The 21221-nt window shown below is 53.5% G+C and carries 21 protein-coding genes and 6 pseudogenes; 10 read left to right on the forward strand and 17 right to left on the reverse strand.

Annotation, left to right across the window (positions count from 1 at the left end; all coding sequences use genetic code 11):
- Window position 1: 1 nt before the first annotated feature.
- The 4 genes and pseudogenes from K3T83_RS51130 to K3T83_RS58405 form a co-directional block, all read right to left on the reverse strand.
- Entirely contained in the window at window positions 2–598 is a 597-nt protein-coding gene (locus K3T83_RS51130) for an NADP-dependent oxidoreductase (protein WP_220210807.1), read from the reverse strand.
- Window positions 595–1572, reverse strand: a complete 978-nt coding sequence (locus K3T83_RS51135; protein WP_220210808.1) for an alcohol dehydrogenase catalytic domain-containing protein — start codon at window positions 1570–1572, stop codon at window positions 595–597. The genes K3T83_RS51130 and K3T83_RS51135 overlap by 4 nt, the downstream gene beginning before the upstream one ends.
- Window positions 1573–1627: 55 nt before the next feature.
- Window positions 1628–2113, reverse strand: coding sequence for a cupin domain-containing protein (locus K3T83_RS51140; protein ID WP_220210809.1), 486 nt, complete (start codon window positions 2111–2113; stop codon window positions 1628–1630).
- 97 nt (window positions 2114–2210) lie between these two features.
- Window positions 2211–2876 (reverse strand): annotated as a pseudogene (locus tag K3T83_RS58405) (GMC oxidoreductase); the annotation flags it as partial.
- Window positions 2877–3331: 455 nt separating this feature from the next.
- Between K3T83_RS58405 and K3T83_RS51150 the strand changes: the two are divergent.
- Window positions 3332–7009 (forward strand): WD40 domain-containing protein, encoded by a 3678-nt coding sequence (locus tag K3T83_RS51150; protein WP_220210810.1) that lies wholly within the window; start codon window positions 3332–3334, stop codon window positions 7007–7009.
- A gap of 105 nt (window positions 7010–7114) precedes the next feature.
- Here K3T83_RS51150 and K3T83_RS58410 read toward each other — a convergent pair.
- A pseudogene (locus tag K3T83_RS58410) lies at window positions 7115–7333 on the reverse strand (Tn3 family transposase); the annotation flags it as partial.
- Window positions 7334–7393: 60 nt separating this feature from the next.
- Between K3T83_RS58410 and K3T83_RS51160 the strand changes: the two are divergent.
- Window positions 7394–8110: pseudogene (locus K3T83_RS51160) on the forward strand (IS6 family transposase).
- A gap of 357 nt (window positions 8111–8467) precedes the next feature.
- Here the strand turns inward: K3T83_RS51160 and K3T83_RS51165 are convergent.
- A complete protein-coding gene (locus K3T83_RS51165) occupies window positions 8468–8941 on the reverse strand; it encodes a MarR family winged helix-turn-helix transcriptional regulator (RefSeq protein WP_220210812.1) in 474 nt (157 codons plus the stop codon).
- 174 nt (window positions 8942–9115) lie between these two features.
- Between K3T83_RS51165 and K3T83_RS51170 the strand changes: the two genes are divergently transcribed.
- A complete protein-coding gene (locus K3T83_RS51170; RefSeq protein WP_220210813.1) occupies window positions 9116–9484 on the forward strand; it encodes a VOC family protein in 369 nt (122 codons plus the stop codon).
- 393 nt (window positions 9485–9877) lie between these two features.
- Here the strand turns inward: K3T83_RS51170 and K3T83_RS56860 are convergent.
- A pseudogene (locus tag K3T83_RS56860) lies at window positions 9878–10051 on the reverse strand (ISL3-like element ISMdi2 family transposase); the annotation flags it as partial.
- 296 nt (window positions 10052–10347) lie between these two features.
- On the opposite strand from K3T83_RS56860, the gene K3T83_RS51180 reads away from it, so the two are divergent.
- Together K3T83_RS51180 and K3T83_RS51185 are read left to right on the forward strand one after the other, a co-directional pair.
- A complete protein-coding gene (locus K3T83_RS51180) occupies window positions 10348–10530 on the forward strand; it encodes a hypothetical protein (protein WP_220210814.1) in 183 nt (60 codons plus the stop codon).
- Between the two features lie 212 nt (window positions 10531–10742).
- A protein-coding gene (locus K3T83_RS51185; RefSeq protein WP_373324726.1) for an IS5 family transposase occupies window positions 10743–11623 on the forward strand; the annotation gives its coding sequence in 2 pieces (ribosomal slippage) (window positions 10743–11312 and window positions 11315–11623; 879 coding nt in all).
- 532 nt (window positions 11624–12155) lie between these two features.
- On the opposite strand, the gene K3T83_RS51190 is transcribed toward K3T83_RS51185, so the two are convergent.
- Together K3T83_RS51190 and K3T83_RS51195 are read right to left on the reverse strand one after the other, a co-directional pair.
- Window positions 12156–12920 (reverse strand): MBL fold metallo-hydrolase, encoded by a 765-nt coding sequence (locus K3T83_RS51190; RefSeq protein ID WP_220210815.1) that lies wholly within the window; start codon window positions 12918–12920, stop codon window positions 12156–12158.
- 140 nt (window positions 12921–13060) lie between these two features.
- Window positions 13061–13318 (reverse strand): muconolactone Delta-isomerase family protein, encoded by a 258-nt coding sequence (locus tag K3T83_RS51195; RefSeq protein WP_220210816.1) that lies wholly within the window; start codon window positions 13316–13318, stop codon window positions 13061–13063.
- Window positions 13319–13461: 143 nt separating this feature from the next.
- On the opposite strand from K3T83_RS51195, the gene K3T83_RS51200 reads away from it, so the two are divergent.
- Window positions 13462–14028 (forward strand): TetR family transcriptional regulator, encoded by a 567-nt coding sequence (locus tag K3T83_RS51200; RefSeq protein ID WP_220210817.1) that lies wholly within the window; start codon window positions 13462–13464, stop codon window positions 14026–14028.
- 188 nt (window positions 14029–14216) lie between these two features.
- On the opposite strand, the gene K3T83_RS51205 is transcribed toward K3T83_RS51200, so the two are convergent.
- From K3T83_RS51205 to K3T83_RS51220, 4 genes are all read right to left on the reverse strand, one after another.
- A complete protein-coding gene (locus tag K3T83_RS51205; protein WP_220210818.1) occupies window positions 14217–15005 on the reverse strand; it encodes an SDR family NAD(P)-dependent oxidoreductase in 789 nt (262 codons plus the stop codon).
- Window positions 14992–15666 (reverse strand): NAD(P)-dependent oxidoreductase, encoded by a 675-nt coding sequence (locus tag K3T83_RS51210; RefSeq protein WP_220210819.1) that lies wholly within the window; start codon window positions 15664–15666, stop codon window positions 14992–14994. The genes K3T83_RS51205 and K3T83_RS51210 overlap by 14 nt, the downstream gene beginning before the upstream one ends.
- A gap of 29 nt (window positions 15667–15695) precedes the next feature.
- Window positions 15696–16247: a hypothetical protein gene (locus K3T83_RS51215; RefSeq protein ID WP_220210820.1), complete on the reverse strand. Its 552-nt coding sequence runs from the start codon at window positions 16245–16247 to the stop codon at window positions 15696–15698.
- 76 nt (window positions 16248–16323) lie between these two features.
- A complete protein-coding gene (locus K3T83_RS51220; RefSeq protein WP_220210821.1) occupies window positions 16324–16944 on the reverse strand; it encodes a TetR/AcrR family transcriptional regulator in 621 nt (206 codons plus the stop codon).
- 327 nt (window positions 16945–17271) lie between these two features.
- Here K3T83_RS51220 and K3T83_RS51225 point away from each other — a divergent pair, with 327 nt between their 5' ends.
- The 4 genes and pseudogenes from K3T83_RS51225 to K3T83_RS51240 all read left to right on the forward strand — a co-directional run.
- The gene (locus K3T83_RS51225; protein ID WP_220210822.1) at window positions 17272–17466 is read left to right on the forward strand and encodes a hypothetical protein; all 195 of its coding nucleotides are present in this window, start codon (window positions 17272–17274) and stop codon (window positions 17464–17466) included.
- An 89-nt stretch (window positions 17467–17555) separates the two neighbouring features.
- Entirely contained in the window at window positions 17556–18083 is a 528-nt protein-coding gene (locus K3T83_RS51230; RefSeq protein WP_220210823.1) for a transposase family protein, read from the forward strand.
- A gap of 14 nt (window positions 18084–18097) precedes the next feature.
- Window positions 18098–18370: a transposase gene (locus K3T83_RS51235; protein ID WP_236065329.1), complete on the forward strand. Its 273-nt coding sequence runs from the start codon at window positions 18098–18100 to the stop codon at window positions 18368–18370.
- A 93-nt stretch (window positions 18371–18463) separates the two neighbouring features.
- Window positions 18464–19075: pseudogene (locus K3T83_RS51240) on the forward strand (IS6 family transposase); the annotation flags it as partial.
- Here K3T83_RS51240 and K3T83_RS51245 read toward each other — a convergent pair.
- The 4 genes and pseudogenes from K3T83_RS51245 to K3T83_RS51260 all read right to left on the reverse strand — a co-directional run.
- Window positions 18958–19656, reverse strand: coding sequence for an IS6 family transposase (locus K3T83_RS51245; protein ID WP_236065275.1), 699 nt, complete (start codon window positions 19654–19656; stop codon window positions 18958–18960). The pseudogene K3T83_RS51240 and the gene K3T83_RS51245 sit on opposite strands and share 118 nt — an antisense overlap.
- A gap of 79 nt (window positions 19657–19735) precedes the next feature.
- Window positions 19736–20431 carry a site-specific integrase gene (locus K3T83_RS51250; RefSeq protein WP_220210824.1) on the reverse strand — a complete coding sequence of 232 codons (696 nt, stop codon included), beginning with the start codon at window positions 20429–20431 and terminating at the stop codon, window positions 19736–19738.
- Window positions 20432–20529: 98 nt separating this feature from the next.
- Window positions 20530–20730 carry a hypothetical protein gene (locus K3T83_RS51255; protein WP_220210825.1) on the reverse strand — a complete coding sequence of 67 codons (201 nt, stop codon included), beginning with the start codon at window positions 20728–20730 and terminating at the stop codon, window positions 20530–20532.
- A 163-nt stretch (window positions 20731–20893) separates the two neighbouring features.
- Window positions 20894–21199 (reverse strand): annotated as a pseudogene (locus K3T83_RS51260) (recombinase family protein); the annotation flags it as partial.
- Window positions 21200–21221: the final 22 nt, after the last annotated feature.

The raw sequence follows: 21221 nt of genomic DNA on the forward strand, positions 1-21221 counted from the left end.
CTTATTCAACGGCAAGAACAAGCTTGCCGCGTACATGTCCACCCTCGCTCAGCTTATGGGCCTGAGCCACCTCTTGCGGCGGGAAAACCGCATCGATATGGACATGAAGTTGGCCGGTGTCAAACAATGGAGCCATCGCGGCCAGTTGCTCCCCCGATCGATGTACTGGGGTGAACACAAATGTCACGTCATATTGGGGCGCGAGTGGATCGCCAATCGCTTGTACTCCTGCATGACCTGGCAGAGAAACAATGATGCCACCGCTTTTCATCACCTGAAACGCTTGTCTGAGTACCTCCCCGCCAATTGGATCCAGCACGATATCAACACCCTTCACCCTCTCAACAAAAGACTGCTTCGTGTAATCGATCACGACATCCGCACCCAGATGATGCACAAAATCCATGTTGCGGGTTGAGGTGGTGCTCATCACTTTCGCTCCCTTCCATTTGGCAAGTTGGATGGCTAAATGACCAACACCACCGGCACCGCCAGGGATAAAGATGGTCTGTCCTGCTTGCAGATGCGCGGTCTCGAAGAATGCCTGCCAAACTGTTAGTGCGGCCAGTAGAGCGGCTGCCGCTTCCTGATGCGTCAAACGAGTTGGCTTAAGCGCAATATCTGTGACTGGGGCGCTGACATACTCACTATATACGCTTTCCCCTCCTGGGGGAAGCGGAGCATCCCATACACTTCATCTCCTGGCATGAATTGAGTGACCCCTTCTCCAAGAGCGACTACTTCGCCTGAAATGCCCCAACCCAGGATATAGTGCGGAGGCAACAGTTGAACGATCCCTTCAAGAAGAACGGAGAGCACAATGCCTACCATCACTGTCCCCAGGAGGAGATGAAGTCTGCCTGTTTCTCTCTCTTGTACCCGAAACTGTTTCATACCTTCTGGATCGAAGATGATATCCACGCCCCGTCCGTCGGTCAGCTTGTGGACCTCATCGACGAAGTTGGAGGTCATCCGATTCACAACATGATCAGCTCCAATGCGTGTGCAGAACGCAACCTTCTCTTCGCTGCTGGTTACTGCAATGACTGTGGTACCCAGTGCCTTGGCCAACTGGATCGTGGCTCCCCCAGAGCTCCCAGCTGCACCAAGCACAAGGACTACCGAGTCTGCGGTAACGGAAATGCGGTCGGTGAGGGCATTGTAGGCGGTTTTGAACCCGATCAGGAACCCGGCCGCCTCTTCGTCGCTCAATGTGCTTGGGATGGGTCGTGTAGACGCTTCGCGCACGTAGGCGTAATCCGAGTACCCTCCCCACGCTTCCTGAAAAGGGGTGATGCCCATGACTCGGTCTCCGACAGAGAATACCGAGCCCTGGGGAACGCTGACCACTGAGCCTGCGACCTCCTGTCCCGGTATCGCCGGAGGAGCGGTGAGTAATGGAAACTTGCCCTCAGTCGTCAGTAGATCAGGAAGTCCAACTTCACATGCATGCGCCTTGACCAGGAGTTGTCCCTTCGTTGGTGGTTGCCACGTCACGTTCTTGAGACGAAGTACCTCTTGTGGCGAGCCGAATGTCTCAGCTTGCCACGACCGCCCTTGATACGTGCTCATGTTTCTTCTGCTTTCTCGATCTTCAGCTTCAATCAGGCATGCCAGCGACATAGCTCTATGGCAGTTCGACAAACTCGATCTCGTACTTGGTCACCAGCCGTTGCAGCTTTTCCATATCAGGAGGCGATGGCGCAGGAAGAATGTTGGTCTCTGCCGGCGTTCCCATCTCTTCTACAAAATGTTCAAAGCCCAACGTCCCTCCAGGGGAGGTGATGATTAAGATTTTGAGCGGGGTGCTTCCCTCCACTTGAAAGGCATGTGGAACTCCTTGTGGTAGGAAGACAAAGGTCCCTGCCCCGCCTCGCCACTCCTGCTCTCCACAGCGGATGCTGACCTCTCCTTCGAGTACATACAAGGCTTCATCCTGGTGCCGGTGCCGGTGAGCAGGAGGCTCAGCCCCCGGCGGGACAATCTCCACGTGGAGACCGTATGCTTGTTGTGTCTGCTCACTCTTGGCCTTGATGATCGAGAGGGTTCCTAAAAACCAGACGGCTTGCCCTTCCTGATCAGCCAGCACATACCCTCGTTGTGTCTGTGTCATCTCTTTCTCCTTACATCCGTTTTTTTACAAAAATGCTTTCGACCTATCATCATCTCTCACTGTCCAATATTCCTTGTGTGAGCCGATCCGCAGACAGTTATAGCCTGTGCTCTCTCTGTAGGAGTTCAGCCGCACGCTCACCGATAATGACGCAGGGAGCCTGCGTATTGCCAGTGGTCACTCGTGGCAGGATCGAGCCATCCGCCACACGAAGGTGGCTGACGCCATACACTTTCAACTGGCCGTCTACTACCGACATGGCGTCTCGGCCCATCTTAGCCGTGCAGGTCTCATGCCAGACGGTCATAGTGGCATCTCGGATAAACTGTTCGAGAGCCGTGCCTTTCAAGTTGCCTGGCATCACCTCACGCTTGTTGAAGGGGCGAAGCGCGGCGGAGTTGCCGATCTCACGGCATAGTTCCACACTAGCTATTGCAGCCTTCATATCGTCTGGGTGCGACAGAAAATTGGCCTCAATCTCAATGGGGTCAAGTGGACCCGGCCCCGTCAAACGCAAATGGCCTCAACTCTTTGGGTGGACGACGCCACCACGTGCAGTCTACCCGACTTCCGGTAGGCCAAACCTTGCGCTATTCTCAGAGCTCGACAAAGGAACTTCAGCCTGGTTTGTCTGCAAGTCTGGACTTTCTAGCCGAGAATCGCTTTTCCAGAAGAAGGTGGCTTCGGCCAGGGTGTTGCGTGGCGGAAGCGCTTCTCGATACTCCCAAACACAGTCAAAAACCACATGATCTTGAAAGTTCTGCTGCTGCTCTCCTTTCATGGAACGACAAGGGGACATTTGTCTACCATTTCTCATGGTGGATATGAACCATAGAGTGCTGTTGCTTCACATCCACTACAAGAAGTATAGAGGGACGCCTGGCTGAATACACTATGCATCAACTCGCATGTCACCTCCCACCTCACGTTGCATCCTTCCCTGCTGCGAGTCAGGCAGAGCATTGATTTCACACGGGCGAGAGGCTCGTGATTCACCCGTAAATCTGCTATGATAGGGGAAAGAAGCAAAGAGGGGAGATGGAGTCGGCTAGCCACTTTTCCATCTCCTGACAGGCATTGACCCAAACGGCGCACATGCCCGACAGAGATCAGCAGAGCAAAGAAATTGGGGAACAGTACTGTCCATGACCTTCCATCTCAACTTCCCATCACCCTGCGTGTCCGTGTTCGGGTGGGTCGCACAGAAAGGAGCTTCCGGTGAAGAGATCTTCGTATGGAGAGCGAGACTATGCTTTCGGCCAACTGATGTTGAGGCTGCGCCTCACGATCAGACTCACTCAAGCAGGGCTGGCAGACCTACTCGGGGTCTCCCGGCATGCCATAGGAAAGTGGGAGGTGGGCGAGAGTTATCCCAAAGCCGAGCATCTCAAAGCTTTCATTGCCCTCTGTCGGCAACGACAAGCCTTTGCTGCTCCGCGCGAGGCCGAGGAGATCCGCGCGCTCTGGCATGATGCGCATCAGAAGGTGCTGCTCGATGAGTCGTGGCTGCACGCGTTGCTCAGCCAGCAGACGCCCCCTCGGAGAGCAGTCACGGTTGAGCAGACCACTGACGCAAACCCGCTCAGTGCTGGTGAGCCGCAGGTGGATTGGGGCGAGGCACTTGATGTCCCCAGCTTCTATGGGCGAGAGGAAGAACTGGCGCTCCTCTCCCGCTGGGTAGTCGAGGAGCACTGTCGGGTGGTGAGTGTGCTGGGCATGGGTGGGATCGGCAAGTCAGCGCTCTCCGTCACGGTGATGCACCAGGTGGCGACGCAGTTCGAGGTGGTAATCTGGCGTTCCCTACGTGATGCTCCCTCCTGTTCCACACTGGTGGAGGAGTGCCTGCAGGTGCTCGCCCCAAAGCTGATCCCAGACCGCTCGGAATCCCTGGAAGGACGCCTGCGCCTCCTGTTGGAGCAGTTGCGCGCTCGGCGGATATTGCTCGTGCTAGACAATCTGGAGACGCTCCTGGAGGAAGGGGAGGGCACAGGCCACATTCGTGCAGGTTTTGAGAGCTATGCTCGACTGTTGCAACAGATGGGGGAGACAGCGCACCAGAGCTGTTTGCTGCTGACCAGTCGAGAGAAACCGGCGGACCAGGTGCCGATGGAAGGGAGCCGCTTGCTGGTGCGTACTTTGCGCCTGGCAGGGTTGGATGGCCAGGCAGGTGCTCATCTCCTGGCAGAGAAAGAGGTGGTAGGGTCCCTGCAGGACCAGGTACACCTGGTCGAGGTGTACCGGGGCAACCCGCTGGCCTTAAAAATTGTCGCACAGACGATTGTGGACCTCTTCGGGGGCGAGATTGTCTCTTTCCTGGAGCAAGGCGAGGTGGTCTTTGGTGGAGTGCGCGAACTGCTGAACACACAATTTGAGCGTCTCTCGGCACTCGAGCAGAGCGTGTTCTATTGGCTGGCGATTGTACGCGAGCCGATGAGCCTGCAAGACCTGCTCTCAGCCCTCCGCTTGCCCAGGCAGGCCTCGCAGGTGCTGGAAGCTCTTGATGGGTTGGGCCGCCGCAGCTTGATCGAGCGAGGACAACGGGCAGGAAGCTTCACGTTGCAGTCAGTGGTACTGGAGTACGCAACGGCGCATCTCATTGCAGAGGCAGCCAGCGAGATCGAGCAGGACAGGCTCTCCTGTCTCATCTCTTATGGGCTGTGCCAGGCTCAGGCGAAGGAATACGTGCGAGCGATTCAGGAGCACCTGTTGGTAGTTCCTCTTCTTATGCAGTTGCAGAGCACATCCCCGGGGCACGCCAATCTGGAGGCGCGGTTTCTCTGGTTGCTCGACTCCTTACGTGACCTTCCCCAGACGTCTCAGGGATACGGACCGGCCAACCTGCTGTCGTTGCTGCGTCTGCTACGCGGGGATTTGCGTGGCCTGGATCTCTCACGTCTGGTCCTGCGAGGTGTCTATCTCCAAGGCGTCCAGATGCAAGGAACAAACCTTTCCAGAGCGGTTTTCCAGGACTGCATCTTTACTGAACCCTTCGATGCCATTACAGCGATCTCCATGAGCCAGAACGGACAGTACTGGGCCGCCGCCACCTGGCGGGGAGAAGTGCGGATATGGGAACGGAAGCAGGAAGTAGGCCAGAGTCTGCGCCTGGCCTGGCAGGCACATAGTGCTACGGTGCCCACGCTGGCTTTCAGCCCAGATGGATGCCAGCTTGCCAGCGTGAGTTGGGATAACACGGTCAAGTTGTGGGAGGTTACTAGTGGCAGGCTCCTGTGGACGGGCTGGCACACTGGCGGCATTAATTGGGTGGCCTTTTCTCCTGATGGTCGGCTCCTCGCCAGTTGCGGCAATGATATCCTCATCAAGTTCTGGGACCCTCAGAGCGGCACGAACGTACAAACGCTCTCCGGCCAGGACGGCATGGTGTGCTCTCTCGCCTGGAGCCCGGATGGAAAGATGCTCGCCAGCGGTTGCTATGATAGGAGCATTTGGGTCTGGCAGATCCATGAGGCTCAACCGGCGACCTGTACGCAGCACCTTTTGGGACATACCCACTGGGTGACAGGGCTGGCCTTTGCACCTGAGAGTACACACCTTGCCAGCGCGAGCGAAGATGGCACCGTCAAGCTCTGGGACCTATCGAGTGGAGAGTGTCTCCAGACGTTCTCTGAGCATACGGACAGGGTGCTACGCTTAGCCTGGAGCCCAGATGGACGGACGCTTGCCAGTGGGAGTTTTGATCAGGCGATCTGGCTCTGGGATCTTGAAGCAAGGAGACCTCGGACGATCCTGCGTGGGCATACCTCTATCGTCTACACGCTTGCTTTCACACCCGACAGCCATCACCTGTTTAGTGGAAGCGACGACGGCACAATACGTATCTGGGATGTGGAAAGCGGACGGTGTCTTCGCGTGATTGAAGGCCACGCGCCCTCCCTCTTTGACCTTGACTGGAGTCCGGAGAGCACCAGGCTTGCAAGCAGTGGCGCGGACACCCTGGTGACGCTGTGGGATGGATCTGGGACAAGAGCGCCCAGGATATTGCGTGGACATCGTTGGACCGTGCAGGGGGTGACTTGGAGTCCTGATGGTCGGTTCCTGGCGAGTGCAGGATATGACAATCGCGTAGCGCTATGGGACGCAGCCACAGGTGTGTGTCTGCATACGCTTGAGGACCCTGATGCGGTTGACACGATGTTTCTCGGGGTGGCCTGGAGTCCGGATGGACATCTTCTAGCATGTGGGAGCTATCTACGTGGAGTGCATGTGTGGGAGATGACGACCTGCACCCGCCTCTGGGTGGGGCAGACGCAACAGCCAACCTTGATCCGTCGGATTGCCTGGAGTTGGGATGGGAAGCGCTTGATTGGCGGGGGCGATGATGGGTACATCTATGTATGGGACGCCGCCGATGGGACACAACAGCACCAATTGGCGGGACACGGGGGAGCCGTCATGAGCATAGCTTGGAGCCCTGATGGGATGCGGCTGGCCTCTGGTGCTGGTGGCAGAGAGGGTGGGGAACTCTTCGTGTGGGAGACGCACAGTTGGAAGTGTGTGCAAGCGCTCTTCGGACATCCTGGGGTGATCTTTGCGGTGGCCTGGAGCCCAAGTGGAGAGATGCTGATCAGTGGCGATGGCGATGGCATACTCCGGTGGTGGGAGGTGCAGAGCGGAATGTGCGTGCGAGTGCAAAAGGCGCATCAGGGGACGGTGCACAGACTCAAAGTAAGTCCCGATGGGAGCATGCTTGCCAGTTGCGGAGATGATGGAGCCATCCGACTCTGGGATATCGAGAGTGGCGAGCCTCTGAAAACGCTGCGGCGGGATCGCCCCTATGAGCGCGTCAATATCACAGGCATCCAGGGTCTTACCGAAGCGCAAAAGGCATCACTACGCACTCTTGGAGCCTACGAGGAAACGAATGTTGGCGGGTAAAGGCTTTCGTTTCCTCTGGTGGAGACGAGACTATGAACATCAGACCAACGTGATTGGAAAGCCCCTGCTACGACGGAGTAGGCTGTTTCGGAGAGAGAGCTCAGTTCAATGACGATGGTTTACTGTACTGATTTCTTCTTTTGGGCACTTTCCTCTTCTTGTTGGAGGCGCAATGGGCGCAGATTTTCCAGAGAACGCCCAGACTGCGGTGCAAAATGAATGATAGTCACCGATCAAACGAATATGCTCCCATCCGAGTGGCGCGATGTGAGCCACGGTCGCTTCAGGAATATCCTCGCCCCGTTTGCGCAAGGTAGCAATGGCTTCGTTGAGATGGTATTGTCAACTTGGAAATAGAGCTGAACAATGTGCTAGAATAGCTTCATGAAAACGAATCCTTTTGTTCCAAATTACACAGGTTACCGCTTTCCCCTGAAATCATCAGCCATGCGGTATGGCTGTATTTTCGCTTCTCGCTCAGCTTTCGCGATGTGGAAGAACTTCTCTCACAGCGCGGGATCGTGGTAACGTATGAAACGGTCCGCCAGTGGTGTCTCAAGTTTGGGCAAACCTATGCCAACGAATTGCGGTGTCGCCGTCCTCGTTGTGGCGATAAATGGCATCTGGACGAGGTCTTTCTCACGATTCGTGGTGAGAGACATTACTTGTGGCGAGCGGTGGATCAAGAGGGGAACGTACTGGATATCTTGGTCCAGAGCCGACGCAGCAGACAAGCAGCCAAACGGTTTTTCCGGAAGCTGCTCAAAGGGCTGCAATATACTCCACGTGTGATTATCACTGATAAGCTGAAGAGCTATAGTGCAGCCAAACGTGAGCTTCTGCCTGGCGTGGAGCATCGCCGGCATAAAGGACTGAACAATCAAGCAGAAAATTCGCATCAACCCACGCGCCTGCGAGAGAAGAAAATGCGCCGCTTCAAATCCACCAAGCACGGCACAGCGCTTTCTTTCTGCCTTTGGCCCCATCTCTGGGCATTTCCAACCACGTAGACATCGTTTCAAAGCCTGGGAGTATCGTGTCCTCATGCAGGAAAGATTTCAGGTGTGGAGCGAGGTGACAGCGATGAAACCAGCAGCATAGCACCCCACTACTCCCCACTCTCACCACCATTTTTCTTTCCTCTCATCTTTTTCTGAAAACTCTTCATTTATGCTAATAAGTTGACAATACCCAAAGCGTACATCTACGGGGAAGAAGAGGAACTCATCGAGCATGAAAAGGAGACCAAGAAGCAGGGCCGAGCACTGTACTTCCTGGCTGAGGATGTAGAACAGTATCATCCAGCTATCCAGCGCCGCCCGCGAGGCAGCAAAAACAGCAGATATTTCGTTTAGAGCACGCGAATCATCTGCTGAAAATAAGGAAGAACCGTCATAAGGTCGCCTTGGACTCAGTAGCCTCTCGATGCGACAAGCCTCACCAGCACCGCCATGACGACTACTTCGCCGTTTCCTGAGACAGTTGTTGTGTTTGCTGCTGGAGGACCTGGATCGTGCGCCGAAGGAAATCTTCGATGGCAGCGAGGGCTTCGGGACTATATCTCTCAGCGAGTTCCTCCTCCAACGCTTGCCGCAACGACGCGTAGATCGGCTTGATCTGGTTGGTCTGCTCCTCATTGGGAGTGGGCTTGATGTAGACCCGACGCCGATCGGTCGCGTCCCGTTCGCGTTGAACCACCCCGGCAGTCTCCATGCGGTCGATCATCCCGGTGATGGCCCCGCCTGTCAGTCCCAACTGTTCGGCGAGTTGCCCGGCAGTCAGCGGCCCCATCCGATCAAGCATATCCAGACACCTGAGGTCCATGATGGTTAAGCCGAAGCGCTCAGCAACCACTTGATAAAATAACACCATCCCTGTGCCCAACTCGCGACCCAGCAGGATCGCCGAAGACAATGGTTCGCGTGCCATCATTCACCCCTTGACATTTTTTAGTTTACTAAAGTAAAATATTTAGTGTGCTTAAGTAGCTCACCTGCCCCTCAGTATAGCAGGAAATGCTCCGCAGTCAAGAGCACACGCTCGCAGGATATTGTTGGCTGGGAGAACGCTCTTCTCTCGCAGCCTTGATGTGAGGAGATATCACTCATGAAACTCAACCATATTAATCTGCCCGTTGCTGACCTGGAAGCCGCAGCCCTCTTTCTCGAAACCTACTTTGGATTACGCCGTCGGTTCAACCCTGAACAAAGCGAGGATGATTCGGAACTCATTATCCTTTTGGACGACAATGAGCTGGTCTGCACCTTGATGCAAGCCGATCGGGCGAGCTTTCCTGGCTCGTTCCATATCGGTTTTGTTCAATCAAGTGAGCAGCAGGTGAACGAGATCTATCAGCGCTTGCAAGCGGATGGGTTTCAGGTCAAGCCCCCCCGATGGGTTCATACCTGGACTTTTTATGTGCATGCTCCTGGCGGGTTTACCGTCGAAGTGCTTGCTTACAAAGAGCTTGCTTAGTCCGCTTGACCGATTCTCCAGAGCCTTCTCGTGGTGCGACTTCGGGATCAACCGCGAAGTTGATCCCGAAGAGCTTTCTCAGGGTGGAAGAAGCAGAAGAAAACGTTTTCTCTCCCTCTGTGTGTCAACCTTAGAACGAAACTGGTGGACAAGTTCTTTGAGGGATATTGTCCACCAGGATAGTTGTTGTATGTTCGCTAGAATACTGATTCTCCATCATCTTTCGTGGAACGAGATGATACCTGAAATACTGTTGTTCAGTAAAGCGTCTCTGTAGGCCAGAGGGAGTGAATAATTTCTTAACTACTGCTGTGTTTAGCACGAAAGATGATGGAGAACCAAATAGATGGCTCTCCCGCAGAAAAGGTGCTGCCTCATGCCGCCTTTAACACTTTTTTGGCGCAAGGGTGGAAATGCACTTCGGCCATACATCGAGCGTTTAATGGACTTCAATTTGTTCATTTTTCCTTCGACGGGGCCGTTGCTCCAGGGCAAAATCAGGCCTGCCTCAACGGCCTCAATGTCCGATCTGATGCCCTTTACAAAGGGGTGGAGGTCCGAAAGCGTGCTTTGGGTGACCGACTAAACCGCTGCGTTGGAGGTGCTACGAGATGTGTATGATCGCAGTCCGATGGGCTCCATCCTGGTAGGGATGCCAGGGTAGGAGAAGCGGTTGGCGTGGTATCCACAGCTGTATTCACGGGTAGGATTTGTGCATCAGTACCGAACGTTAGATCGAGAAGAACAGCAGGAGCTGATTGAGCAGCAGGTACGCTCTTTTGGTGGAAGGAGAGGGAACGAGCGAAAGATCGAGAAGGAAGCCCTGGTGCAGATTATCCGTATGACGGGGGAATTTTCGGCAAATGGAACGCGTGTTCTCGCAAATGGAACGCATTCTTGAGATTAATCCAGAGGTCGAACAAGTGAGCCGAGAAGTGGTAGAAGCGGCGCGAGAGCAATTGGTGTTTGGCAAAGGTGTCTCACCCAAGAGCAGGAGGAGGCAGCATTGTTGCCAGCGCGGGAGGCGCGCATTGCATCATTATTGATGCAATGCGCGCCTCTTGGTGTGCTCTTTCAAGACCGAGAAAGAAAGCACGTACCCTTCTGTCGTTCACAGATGCGGAAGTCGATGGCCTAGATGGTGTCTAAGAAGGCTCCAAAGGCTGATTCATACAGAGAAGGGGGATCAGGTGGTAGGAGAGAGGAGGGTGATGATGAACACGAGGGCGCATATGTGCTCGGAAAGGCTGCGAAGCCGATGGAAGTGTATCCTTCTGATCTTTCTGATGAAGAGTGGGCCATCCTTGAACCCCTCATTCCCCCTGGAAAGCCAGGGGGACGCCCACGAACGGTGAATATGCGTGCGGTCCTGGATGGCATCTTTTACATCCTTCGCGGGGGATGTGCTTGGAGAATGTTACCACATGAGTATCCCCCGCGATCAACAGTCTATTACTATTTTGCCCGATTTCGCGATGAAGGCAGCTGGGAGCAGATCATGACGACACAGCGAGAACGCTGTCGGGTACAGGCTGGACGGGAGCCGACCCCTTCAACTGGGATCATCGACAGTCAATCGGTCAGAACAACTGAGCGAGGAGGACCGCATGGCTATGATGGGGGCAAGAAGCTCTCAGGCCGCAAGAGACACATCCTGGTTGATACAATGGGTCTCTTGCTCAAAGTCGTCGTCCACATCGCCAGTATTTCGGACCGGCAAGGGGTCAAGTTGTTGTTGGAGCCACTGGGGGGCGCCTTTCCCCGCATGAAAAAAGTGTGGTTGGATGCGGCCTATGCAGGCAAAGGCCAAGAGTGGATGGAAGCCGCGAGATGGGGTGGGAAGCTGAGATCGTCAAGCATGCCTGGACGGGCCTGCGAGGCGTCTGGGTGCCCAAGGGGACCAAGGTCAATTGGGAGGAGATCATCCCGCCTGGCTTCCATGTCCTTCCGCGCAGGTGGATCGTGGAGCGAACATTTGCATGGATTGGGAGAAACAGGAGAATGAGCAAAGATTATGAGTATTTGCCCAAGAGTAGTGAAAGTATGGTGTGTCTGACGATGATCCGGCTGATGCTGAAACGACTTGCCAGGGCTGCTCAAACCGCCAGAGAGCAGGCATGGCAAACTCACGCCGCTTGAGGAGCCTTCTTAGACACCCTCTATACCATTGTGCAACCATATGCACCTGACCCAGGAGATGGTCCAGTCTGTGCTTCCTTACCTGCAGCAGTTTGCGCAAAGTGGGTGTCTGGACCCCCACATTCCGCGCGAGCTGCTTTATCTTTTCTTTTCGGATCGATATAAGCAGTCTGCAATAGTGTACGAGAGCAGGCACGAGAAGGGCCTTTCCATCCGCTTCGGCCTCGACCTGACGCCGCGTCTCGATGCTCGGCAGGCGCAGTTGGATGTTGCACGCCTCCAGTACTACACTCAGCTCTCGGAAGCGCGAAGTGTGCTCACGGGCAAAGAGGACGAGCGTCTCGATTACACAATGCACCTTTCTCAAGTGCATGTTGAAACGCTCCTTCCCTACCTGACGGCCTTTGTCGAATCTGGCCAGCTGACGACGGACGTCGAGCGCATCCCTGAACGAGGAAGGCCCGGGATACGCGGAAACCTCGTTCATAGTGATAGAGGGTTCCACGTATCCCGGGCCTTCCTCTCAGAAGAATCAAACCGTGATCGCCAATGGCTCGCCAGGTGCCAGAACCCGCACAGATGTTGCGGGGGAAAGCGTGGCGGTGGTTTGCTGGAATTGCTGCGTCAGCGCAGAAGGCTTGCCTGCGTACTTCAAAACCAGCGTATCCACGATAGGCCCTCCATTGAAGGTATAATGGATCGGCACAGCGTAACGAGGCTGAAGAATCCGGCAGAGTTCGGCAGCATCAGCCGCGTCCATGACCACCTTGCGATTGCCAGATGGGCGAATGCGCAGACCGTTGATGGCAAGCAGCGCCACATCGATCTGCGGACAATGCGCCGGAATCTCTGAGAGTTCAGGAATGAGCAGTGTGTCACCACCAAAGTAGACCGTTGCGCCACCAGCTTGCAGCAGATACGTGATCTCCGGCACGCCATGTTTCCCAGGCACGGCGGTTACGGTGATCGGGCCGAAGCTGGTGGTTTCCCAGGCGTCCATCTCAACCACATTGGTAAAACCGACCTGGCGCGCGGTCTTGGCAATCCCTCGCTTGACTGCCATCGGTACCTGCTTGTCGGGATAGGCCTGAAAGGCTTGCATATCATAATGATCGTAGTGTCCGTGGCTGACCACGACTCCAGCGAGGCGGGGCAGCTTCTCCAGCGTGATGCCATACGGCTCGCCATGATAGTAGCCAAATCGTTCTGAAAACCAGGGATCGGTGAGAACCTGGAAGCCGTCGAAGTCGATCAGGACACTGGAATGCGCGATGCGCACAAGGGTGACGGTTGCCATAACGATCTCCTTTCGTTGTCTTGCTTGTTCTTTCTCCTTCAGGATGGCTCTCTCTTATCAGCTTTCCTTTTCTCTGCATAGGCTCTCTGCAAAAAGTTGAGGCACACCCTGAATCAATCGATCTCAATCTGCTTTGTCGGCTACATTTTGAATAGTGGTACGATTGCTAGCTCTCTCACGTAAGGATAAAGCGGGAAGGACTCCAGAGTCTTTTGTACCTCATCCTGTGACTCTCCCCGTATCACAAGCCAGACGTGTGAACGGTCAGCACTGAGATAGAGTGTCTGTATCGTTCCTTGCTCTTGTAAGACATGAATATGCGCCTGCTCCTGGGGCAAACGGGCGAGAATCTCTTCTTGATCGTGTGGGTAAAAGCTGCCGCTCACCATAAATTCCATGTGTACGATTCCTCTTTCTTTTTTTGTTTTGCTACGCTACCGTTCGTCCTGGGAAGACACAACGGTGATGTCAGTTGCTGACATCACCATAATACCCTATACTAGAAGTGATGTCAATGACTGCCATGAAGGAGGGTGAATATATGGGCCGATGGGAACCCGATGCCAGGGGCCGACTGGAGCAGGCCGCTCTGGACCTGTACCAGGAACGCGGGTTTGAGCAGACGACGGTGACGGAGATCGCTGAACGGGCTGGTCTCACTGAGCGGACATTCTTCCGCCACTTCGTCGATAAGCGCGAGGTGCTGTTCGGGCAGCAGGACTTGCTGCGCACTATTTGTGTGCGTACCATCGAAGCTGCGCCTGCTTCCACTCTGCCGCTCGATGCAGTTGCCACAGCCCTGGAGGCCCTCGTGCCTGTGTTCCAGGAGCGTCATGAACTCGTCCGGCAGCGTCAGGCGGTGATCGCTGCAAACCCAGGGCTCCAAGAACGCGAACTGCTGAAAGAGGCATGGCTCACCTCGGCCATGGCCGAAGCGTTGCAAAGACGTGGCGTGACGAACCCTGCCGCGAGCCTTGCCGCAGAAGTCGGAGTCATCGCGTTCAAAACAGCGTTTGACCACTGGGTCAACGAACCCGACGCGCAAGATCTGTTACGACTGATCCAAGTATCCCGCGACCAGCTCAAGGACATCGTCGCTGGCACATAACCACGCATGCGCGTCACTCCCAGGATTCTGCGGAACCGGTCCACTCTTGGTGAAAGTGTAAGAAGAGCAGCTCTTTTGCTTTTCTTTCCCATGTGGAGACAAAAGGGGAGCAATCGTCAGAGAAACTCATCCTTCACCAAGTTTGTGCCAGATCCAGATTAAATGACAACAAAGCTATGCGGTACATCTCAAGGCATATACAGGCCACCATTGACCGTCAGATAGCTCCCTGTTATATACCTCGCTTCATCCAGAGCCAGCAGAAAGATTGCACCCGCCACATCTTCTGGACTGCCAATGCGGCGTAGGGGCGTCAGATTCGCCACCATACGCTTGCGCTCAGGTGGCCAATGCGCGTTTGCATCCGTCTCTATCATACCAGGAGCAATGATATTGACGCGTATACCATGTGGTCCCAGCTCTTGCGCCAGCACTTTTACCATCCCATCAACGCCAGACTTTCCCGTTGCATGCGCAATTGAACCTTCCCAGGGGCTACGTGAAGTACTACTTCCAACGGCAATCATGTTCCCATGCTTCCGCTCCATCATCAATGGAGCCACGGCCTTGGCCGGGAAATAGATCCCCGCCAATTCCCCCAGTACCGTATCCTGAAAAGTCTGCCACTCATAATCCAGGAACGAGCCTATGCTAAATTTTGGAACGGCAGCGGCGTTCATGACCAGCGTATCAATTGGCCCCAACGTTCTCTCTACTTCCTTGACCATTGTTTCTACGGCAACCGGATCGTTGACCGAGGCCTGCACGGCCAGCGCCTTGCCCCCCGCAGCCTCGATCTCCGCTACCACTTGCTCCGCCTCCTTGCGGCTGCTATAGTAATTCACCCCTACAGCGGCACCATGGGCAGCAAACAGCTTTGCAGCCGCAGCCCCGATGCCTCGACTGGCGCCTGTGATAAGAGCCACCTTACTGCTCATCCTCTGTCCTATTGCATTCTGTCGATTACTTTCTGACACTCTCTGGCTCCTTTTGTAGATCATTGGCGACCTTATCGCTTACAACTCCAATCCCTTTCCCGATTAATTGGTTATCACTTACTCCCTCTATCAAGACATGAGCTAGATCAATTCTCCTGGTAATTGGCTCCCTTGGATACCCTTCTGTTACTCGATAGCTGGAAAGGGCGGGAGCATCTATTAAGCGGGATGGTCGCACTATTGTCCAATCCAGCTCACTATCCATTACCTCTTGTTCCATAAACCGCATGTCCGCATATAATGTTCGCCCAATAATTCCTTTGATGATAACGTTAAAGACAAATCCACCATTCTCATCATTCCCAGGCTTGGTTCCTCCAGAAGTCACACAGATCAAGCGTTTCACTCCATTTTTTTTCATGCCCTGGATGATATTGGCCATTCCAGTTGAGAAGGCTGTAATCGGCTTAAAACTATAAGGAACACCATAGGTTGAGATGACGGCATCCTGGTTGGCAATAGCTTGCTCGACACGACCGGCATCATAAACATCACACTTGACTATCCGTAAGTGAGGATCTTCGATCTGTAGGGAGTCAGGGTTTCGTACCGCCGCCGTCACCATAAATCCTCTTTTAAGAGCTTCATCCAACACTAGTCTGCCAGTTGGACCAGCAGCTCCGAATAGAACAATACGCATCTTTCATCCTTTCTTTTCTCTCTTTTCGCTTAAGCTTCTTTGTGCTCTGAAGAACGAGCCAGTAAGTAAAGCATTATCAGGCTGTTGATAACGACTAACCCAAAGCGGGTGCGGTTCAGGTTAATAAGGTCTTGAACATCTTGAGCGCTGGCTTTTTGCTCACGGTGAATCCGAATATGGATCGGCACGAGCTGTCCAAAGGTATTCGTCACTGCCAGCACATTCAGAGCATTCATGATGAGCGGGTAGCGCAACGGAATATTTGAGGGCCGGATAAAAAGGAATAACAACGTCGTCAATAGATAGACGCTGCTGGGAAGATAGATGGGAACGCCAAGACGTTTGACATACTCTTGATGCACGGAGACAAACGTCTTTTCATCCAGTGTACGGATCTTCTTTAATACGGGATAGGAGATGAACTGTGTATCCCACACAAGCTGTTCCATCACAAAGGTGCTGAAAAGGGTGGCAATAAAAACTCCTTTTTGTAGTTTGGCGTTTTTCACTCCAGCCAAAAAAGAGGTATCGGTCGACTTCGGGGGAATAGGAAAGAAACTCCGCCCAATTTTGGGAAACATATGTACTCCTTCTCACATACGAAAGGCGCTTAAAAGAAGCGGCTATTGCAGTCGTCTCATCTCGGTCCAGGTCAGCTCAGGCCATAATCCATTGCTCCACCTGAGTGGCGATGCGCGAGATCTGATCGCCTTTTTCACTCCCCAGCTGAGAGCCCAGCCCTCTAATCAGGGTCGTAATCGCGATGGCTGTGGTCTGCACATCAAGGTCTGAGCGAAAGACCTTCTGAGTAACTCCGTTTTGGAGAAGAGCGGCCAGGTAGTCCTGCCAGGCTTGATACATTTCCTTGAGGATGACTGCAATAGATGAGTCTCTGAGGGAACGCAGCTCAAGTTCTGCGGCAACGATGAAGAGCTCTGGGAACTTCTCCATGCGATATGTTACGTCAGCAAATTCTTGCCGCAGCATAGCCAAAGGATCGGTGAGCTCTGAATTTTGTTCTCTTAGAGTCGAGAACTGCTCGGTCAAGTGCTCAACGACGGCCTGGACCATCGCTTCCTTGGTGGGAAAGTAATAATGAAGGGTGGCTCCATTTATGCCTGCGCGGCTAGCAACGTCGCGCACACGCAAACCTTCAAAACCTTTTTCAGCAATGATTGAATAGGCAAGAGCAATGAGCTCCTTGCGCCTCTGCTCGCCTCCCATTGGAGCCCTGGTATTTTGAAATGACCTGGCCGATGAATTTGTTGGCAATACCATATCCTCTAACCTTTCGCTATCCATCAAACACTTGTTTGACAAAAGGAATTATACGCGGGCCCAATAAATTTGTCAAGCAAATGTTTGATAGACATTGCCCTGCTCACCATTGATTCCAACAAATTCTCTTCGGCGATCCCATCCCCTGTCAGGTGCCGATGGTCATCGCGCGCAATACACATCAACCGAAGAATGGGAGAGCTTTCAGCATCCGTTTCTCAGCCAGGCACGCCTGAACGCATGCACGCACGCACCTGAAAGTGCAGATGTGCAAACATCTAAGAGTACTCAGAAACCTTGTAAATCAACAAAATAAATGAGGCGGGAATGGAGGGAAAGAGTGAGGGTGGAAAGCGTGGTGAAGAGGGAAAAAGGGAGAAAAGGTGGAAAATGGGTGGAGAAAGGAGAGGAAAGCCTCAGGAAGTCTGGAAAAAAGAGGAGCAGGGAGAGTGCGAAAGAGGGGCAAAAAGCTGTGGAGGGAAAAGGGAAAGGGAACTTGCAAAGTGGAGTGAACCCAAGTGACCGGTTCACGCCCACTTTCGATGATCAGTTTGTGGTATACTGAAGAACAAATGTCGTTTTCTACTCCTCTTCTGATTTAAGCCTAACCCATGATCCAACCAACCCTTTTTCTTGGTCTGCCCGCTCACCTGCATCTGGATCGGATCGAGATCACGCCACAACTGGTGATATTGTCTCTTGCAACGGAAAGAGCAGAAGCCACTTGCCCACTCTGTCAGCAGGCTTCTCATCGTGTTCACAGCCACTACGCTCGCACACTTACCGACCTGCCTTGTGAAGAAAAAGTCCTGCGACTCCTGGTGCTGGTTCGTCGCTTCTTTTGTGCGAACGAGGGATGTGCTCGAAAAATTTTCGCGGAGCGATTCCCTGATTTGACCAGTGTGTATGCACGGCGAACCACACGCTGCAAAGCAACTCTTGCAGAACTTGGCTTTGCACTGGGAGGAAAAGCCGCAGCTGCTCTCTGTACCCATCTTGGTCTGCAAGGCTCTCGTATGACGATTCTGAGAATCCTGCGCCAAACACCCGTTCCAGCCGTGCTGACGCCGACGATGCTTGGTGTCGATGAGTTTGCCTTGCGTCGCGGGAAAAATACGGCACCATCCTCATCCATTTAGAGGATGGTCAGCCGATAGATCTCCTTCCAGACCGCCAAGCTGTAACCTTGGAAACGTGGCTCAAGAATCACCCTGGAGTACAACTCATCAGCCGAGATCGAGCAGGGGAATTTGCGCGTGGAGCCAAGCAAGGTGCTCCAGAAGCGCTGCAAACGGCTGATCGCTTTCACGTGCTGCGCAATCTGACAGAAACAGTGGAACGTGTGCTTCAGCGGCACCGTAAGACTCTCAAAAAGAACAACGTCTGCTGCTCCAGCCTCTGTACTTCTTCGCCACCTGAGGCCTGATCGGGAACGCAAAAAACAGCATGCACGGGGGTTGTGTTGCAAGGAATAAACTGACCTGGTAAAGTGAGGAGAAAAAGGAAGCAAGAACCCACTATGACTGGGCAAACTCCGTTCAAATGGCGCCATTTCCAATCCGACATTATTCTGTTGTGTGTGCGCTGGTACTTACGCTACTCTTTGAGCTACCGCGACCTCGAAGAAATGATGCGGGAACGGGGACTCTCTGTCGATCATACCACGATCTATCGCTGGGTGCAGCGCTACGCTCCGGAATTAGAAAAGCGCTGTCGGCCCCATCTCAAAGCGTGCAATGACTCGTGGTGTGTTGATGAGACGTACATCAAGATCAAAAAGGTGTGGCGCTACCTCTACCGTGCAGTGGATTCAGATGGCCAGACCTTGGAGTTCCTCTTAAGCTCAACACGCGACGCTGAGGCAGCCAAACGCTTCCTCCTCAAAGCGCTGCACGGTGTGTGTTCAGTTCCTCATGCTCGTCTGCTTGAGAAGCCAGTGAGCCAGCCCACTGTTTTGGCTCACCCCACCACTACACCAACTCCGCGAGTGATCAACGTCGATAAAAATGCCGCCTACCCGAAAGCTATTGCTGACCTCAAAGCGGTTGGATTCCTTCCAGAAACTGTCGAACTGAGGTGCGTGAAATACCTCAACAATCTGATCGAACAAGACCATCGGCCCATAAAGCGATGGTCTTGTTCAATTCGATTGTTCAAGTATTTGACTTGCCGCAGTTCAACTGACGCAGGAAGCATACCACTGAATTTAAGTTCTGCAATGGCCTTGGGATACGCAGCGTTCTTATCGACATTGATGACGCGAGGAAGCGACCTAGCGGTTTGGGGAGTTGCCTTTTCCTCGAAAATACCAGAGTGAGGAACCGAACTGACGGAAACTCCAAGTGCTTTCACGAAGAAACGTTTGGCTGCCTCGGCATCTCGGGTCGGACTCAAGAGAAACTCGAGTGTGTTTCCTTCCGAATCGACAGCTCGATAGAGATACACCCAGACTTTCTTCACCTTGATATACGTCTCATCGACTTTCCAGGAGGTGGTGCAGGCTTTGAGATGAGGTCGACAGCGTTTTTCTAACTCCGGGGCATAGCGCTGAATCCAGCGAAAAATCGTGGTGTGATCTCCCTGCATTCCTCGTTCCAACATGATTTCCTCAAGGTCTCGGTAGCTGAGCGAGTACCTCAAATACCAACGTACACACAGCAAAATGATAGCTGCCTCAAAATGACGCCATTTGAAGGGATGCTGCTCTGTCATGGTTGGTCCTATTTTCTTCTTTTCCCACAATCCTAACAGATCAGCTTTCTTTTTACAACACGATCTTTTCAAGTACTCATTATTTTGATGAGCTTATAATTTTTTGCAACACTACCCCTTCTTTGAGCATCAAACAGAGCAAGCGGTCACGACAGCCAGTAGGATCTCCATTCGGCTTCTCTCCCATATGGATACTGTTGACAAAACTCTGGAAATCCTGCTCTGAGACTGTCGGAGGGAGCCGATCTGGTTCCTTGAGTTTGAGTTCCATCCAACGGATGGTTGCTTGCCCTCGACGAGTGTGAGCCAGAAAGTCACCTTCTTTGAGCCATTTTCCTCGGGGAACATCCACATACACGACAGGGGACTCTGCTAGCATGGCACGGCGCACCAGAAAATGATACAGCGCACCAACGGCCTGAAGAATGAGATTGACGCTGGTTGCTGTCAGAGCATCTGGCTGGTAAATGGGAGTAACCCTATGTTCCTCTCGATAGGGATTACAGAGCCAGATGACAAATTCTGTGAGATCGGCGGGTTCGGCTTCCAGCACACTCAGGTGACGATGCGCCAAGAAACGATAGTACCAGGACAAACGAAAGCAATATGCTCTCACTGTAGCTGGAGCGCGTCTGGTCGCGGCTTTCCAATCTAAGAACTCTTTGACCTCTGGGAGAAAATCACATTGGCTATTGACGAGGTAATACATGCGGCCTTGACCTGGAACATCTGCGGCCACCATCCTCACAGGAAACCCATCCACTACCACCACCACTTTCCGTTTCTTTCTGGAGAATCCATTCCTAAGAACAGTATACCGACAGACCCAAATCCTCCTAGAAAGAAACGTTCTTGCCGTTTTTTCGGGAGGATTTATTTTCTAAGGAACATCCAGGGCAGATCGGCGGCAATCCGTTGATAACGGGAATGCACCCGATTGGAAGGAAACTGACACACGGGACAGGGAGCAGTTGGGGCAGTTGTGATGACTACTGCTGTAATACGTTGTGGTTCTGCCTCCAGGTGGAGGAGATGCAGCATGTTCGGATCAGGGAGCAGGGCAGCACTCGTCATGGGCGAACTCCTTGCATTCGTCCATGCCGCTTTACCTTCCCTTAGTATACCAATCTCTTCCCTTCTCTTTCTAGCAAACAAGCAGCGTTTCATCAGAATTGCGGAAGAGCCATTCAGTGAGGTAATTTCTGTATAATTATCTGAGGTAATGACAGCGAACAGATCACTTCCTCTGTTCCGCTCGCGAGTCTGATGATGGAGTGGTTGCCTCTTTGACATATCGGTAAAGGGTAGCACGCGAGATCCCCAACGCAGCACAAATTTCAGGAATGGAATGGCTCTGGTCGTCGAACATCCGCCGAGCCAGGGCCACTTTCCCACTGGTCTTGAGCTTTCGTGGCCGTCCACCAGCGCGACCTCTCGCTCTGGCCGCTGCTAATCCTGCATTGGTCCGCTCACGAATGAGATCGCGCTCAAATTCGGCCAGCGCCCCCATCAGATGAAAGATGAGCTTGCCACCCGCAGTAGTGGGGTTTGCCCACAGTTGGAAC

It is taken from the genome of Reticulibacter mediterranei (assembly GCF_016587455.1).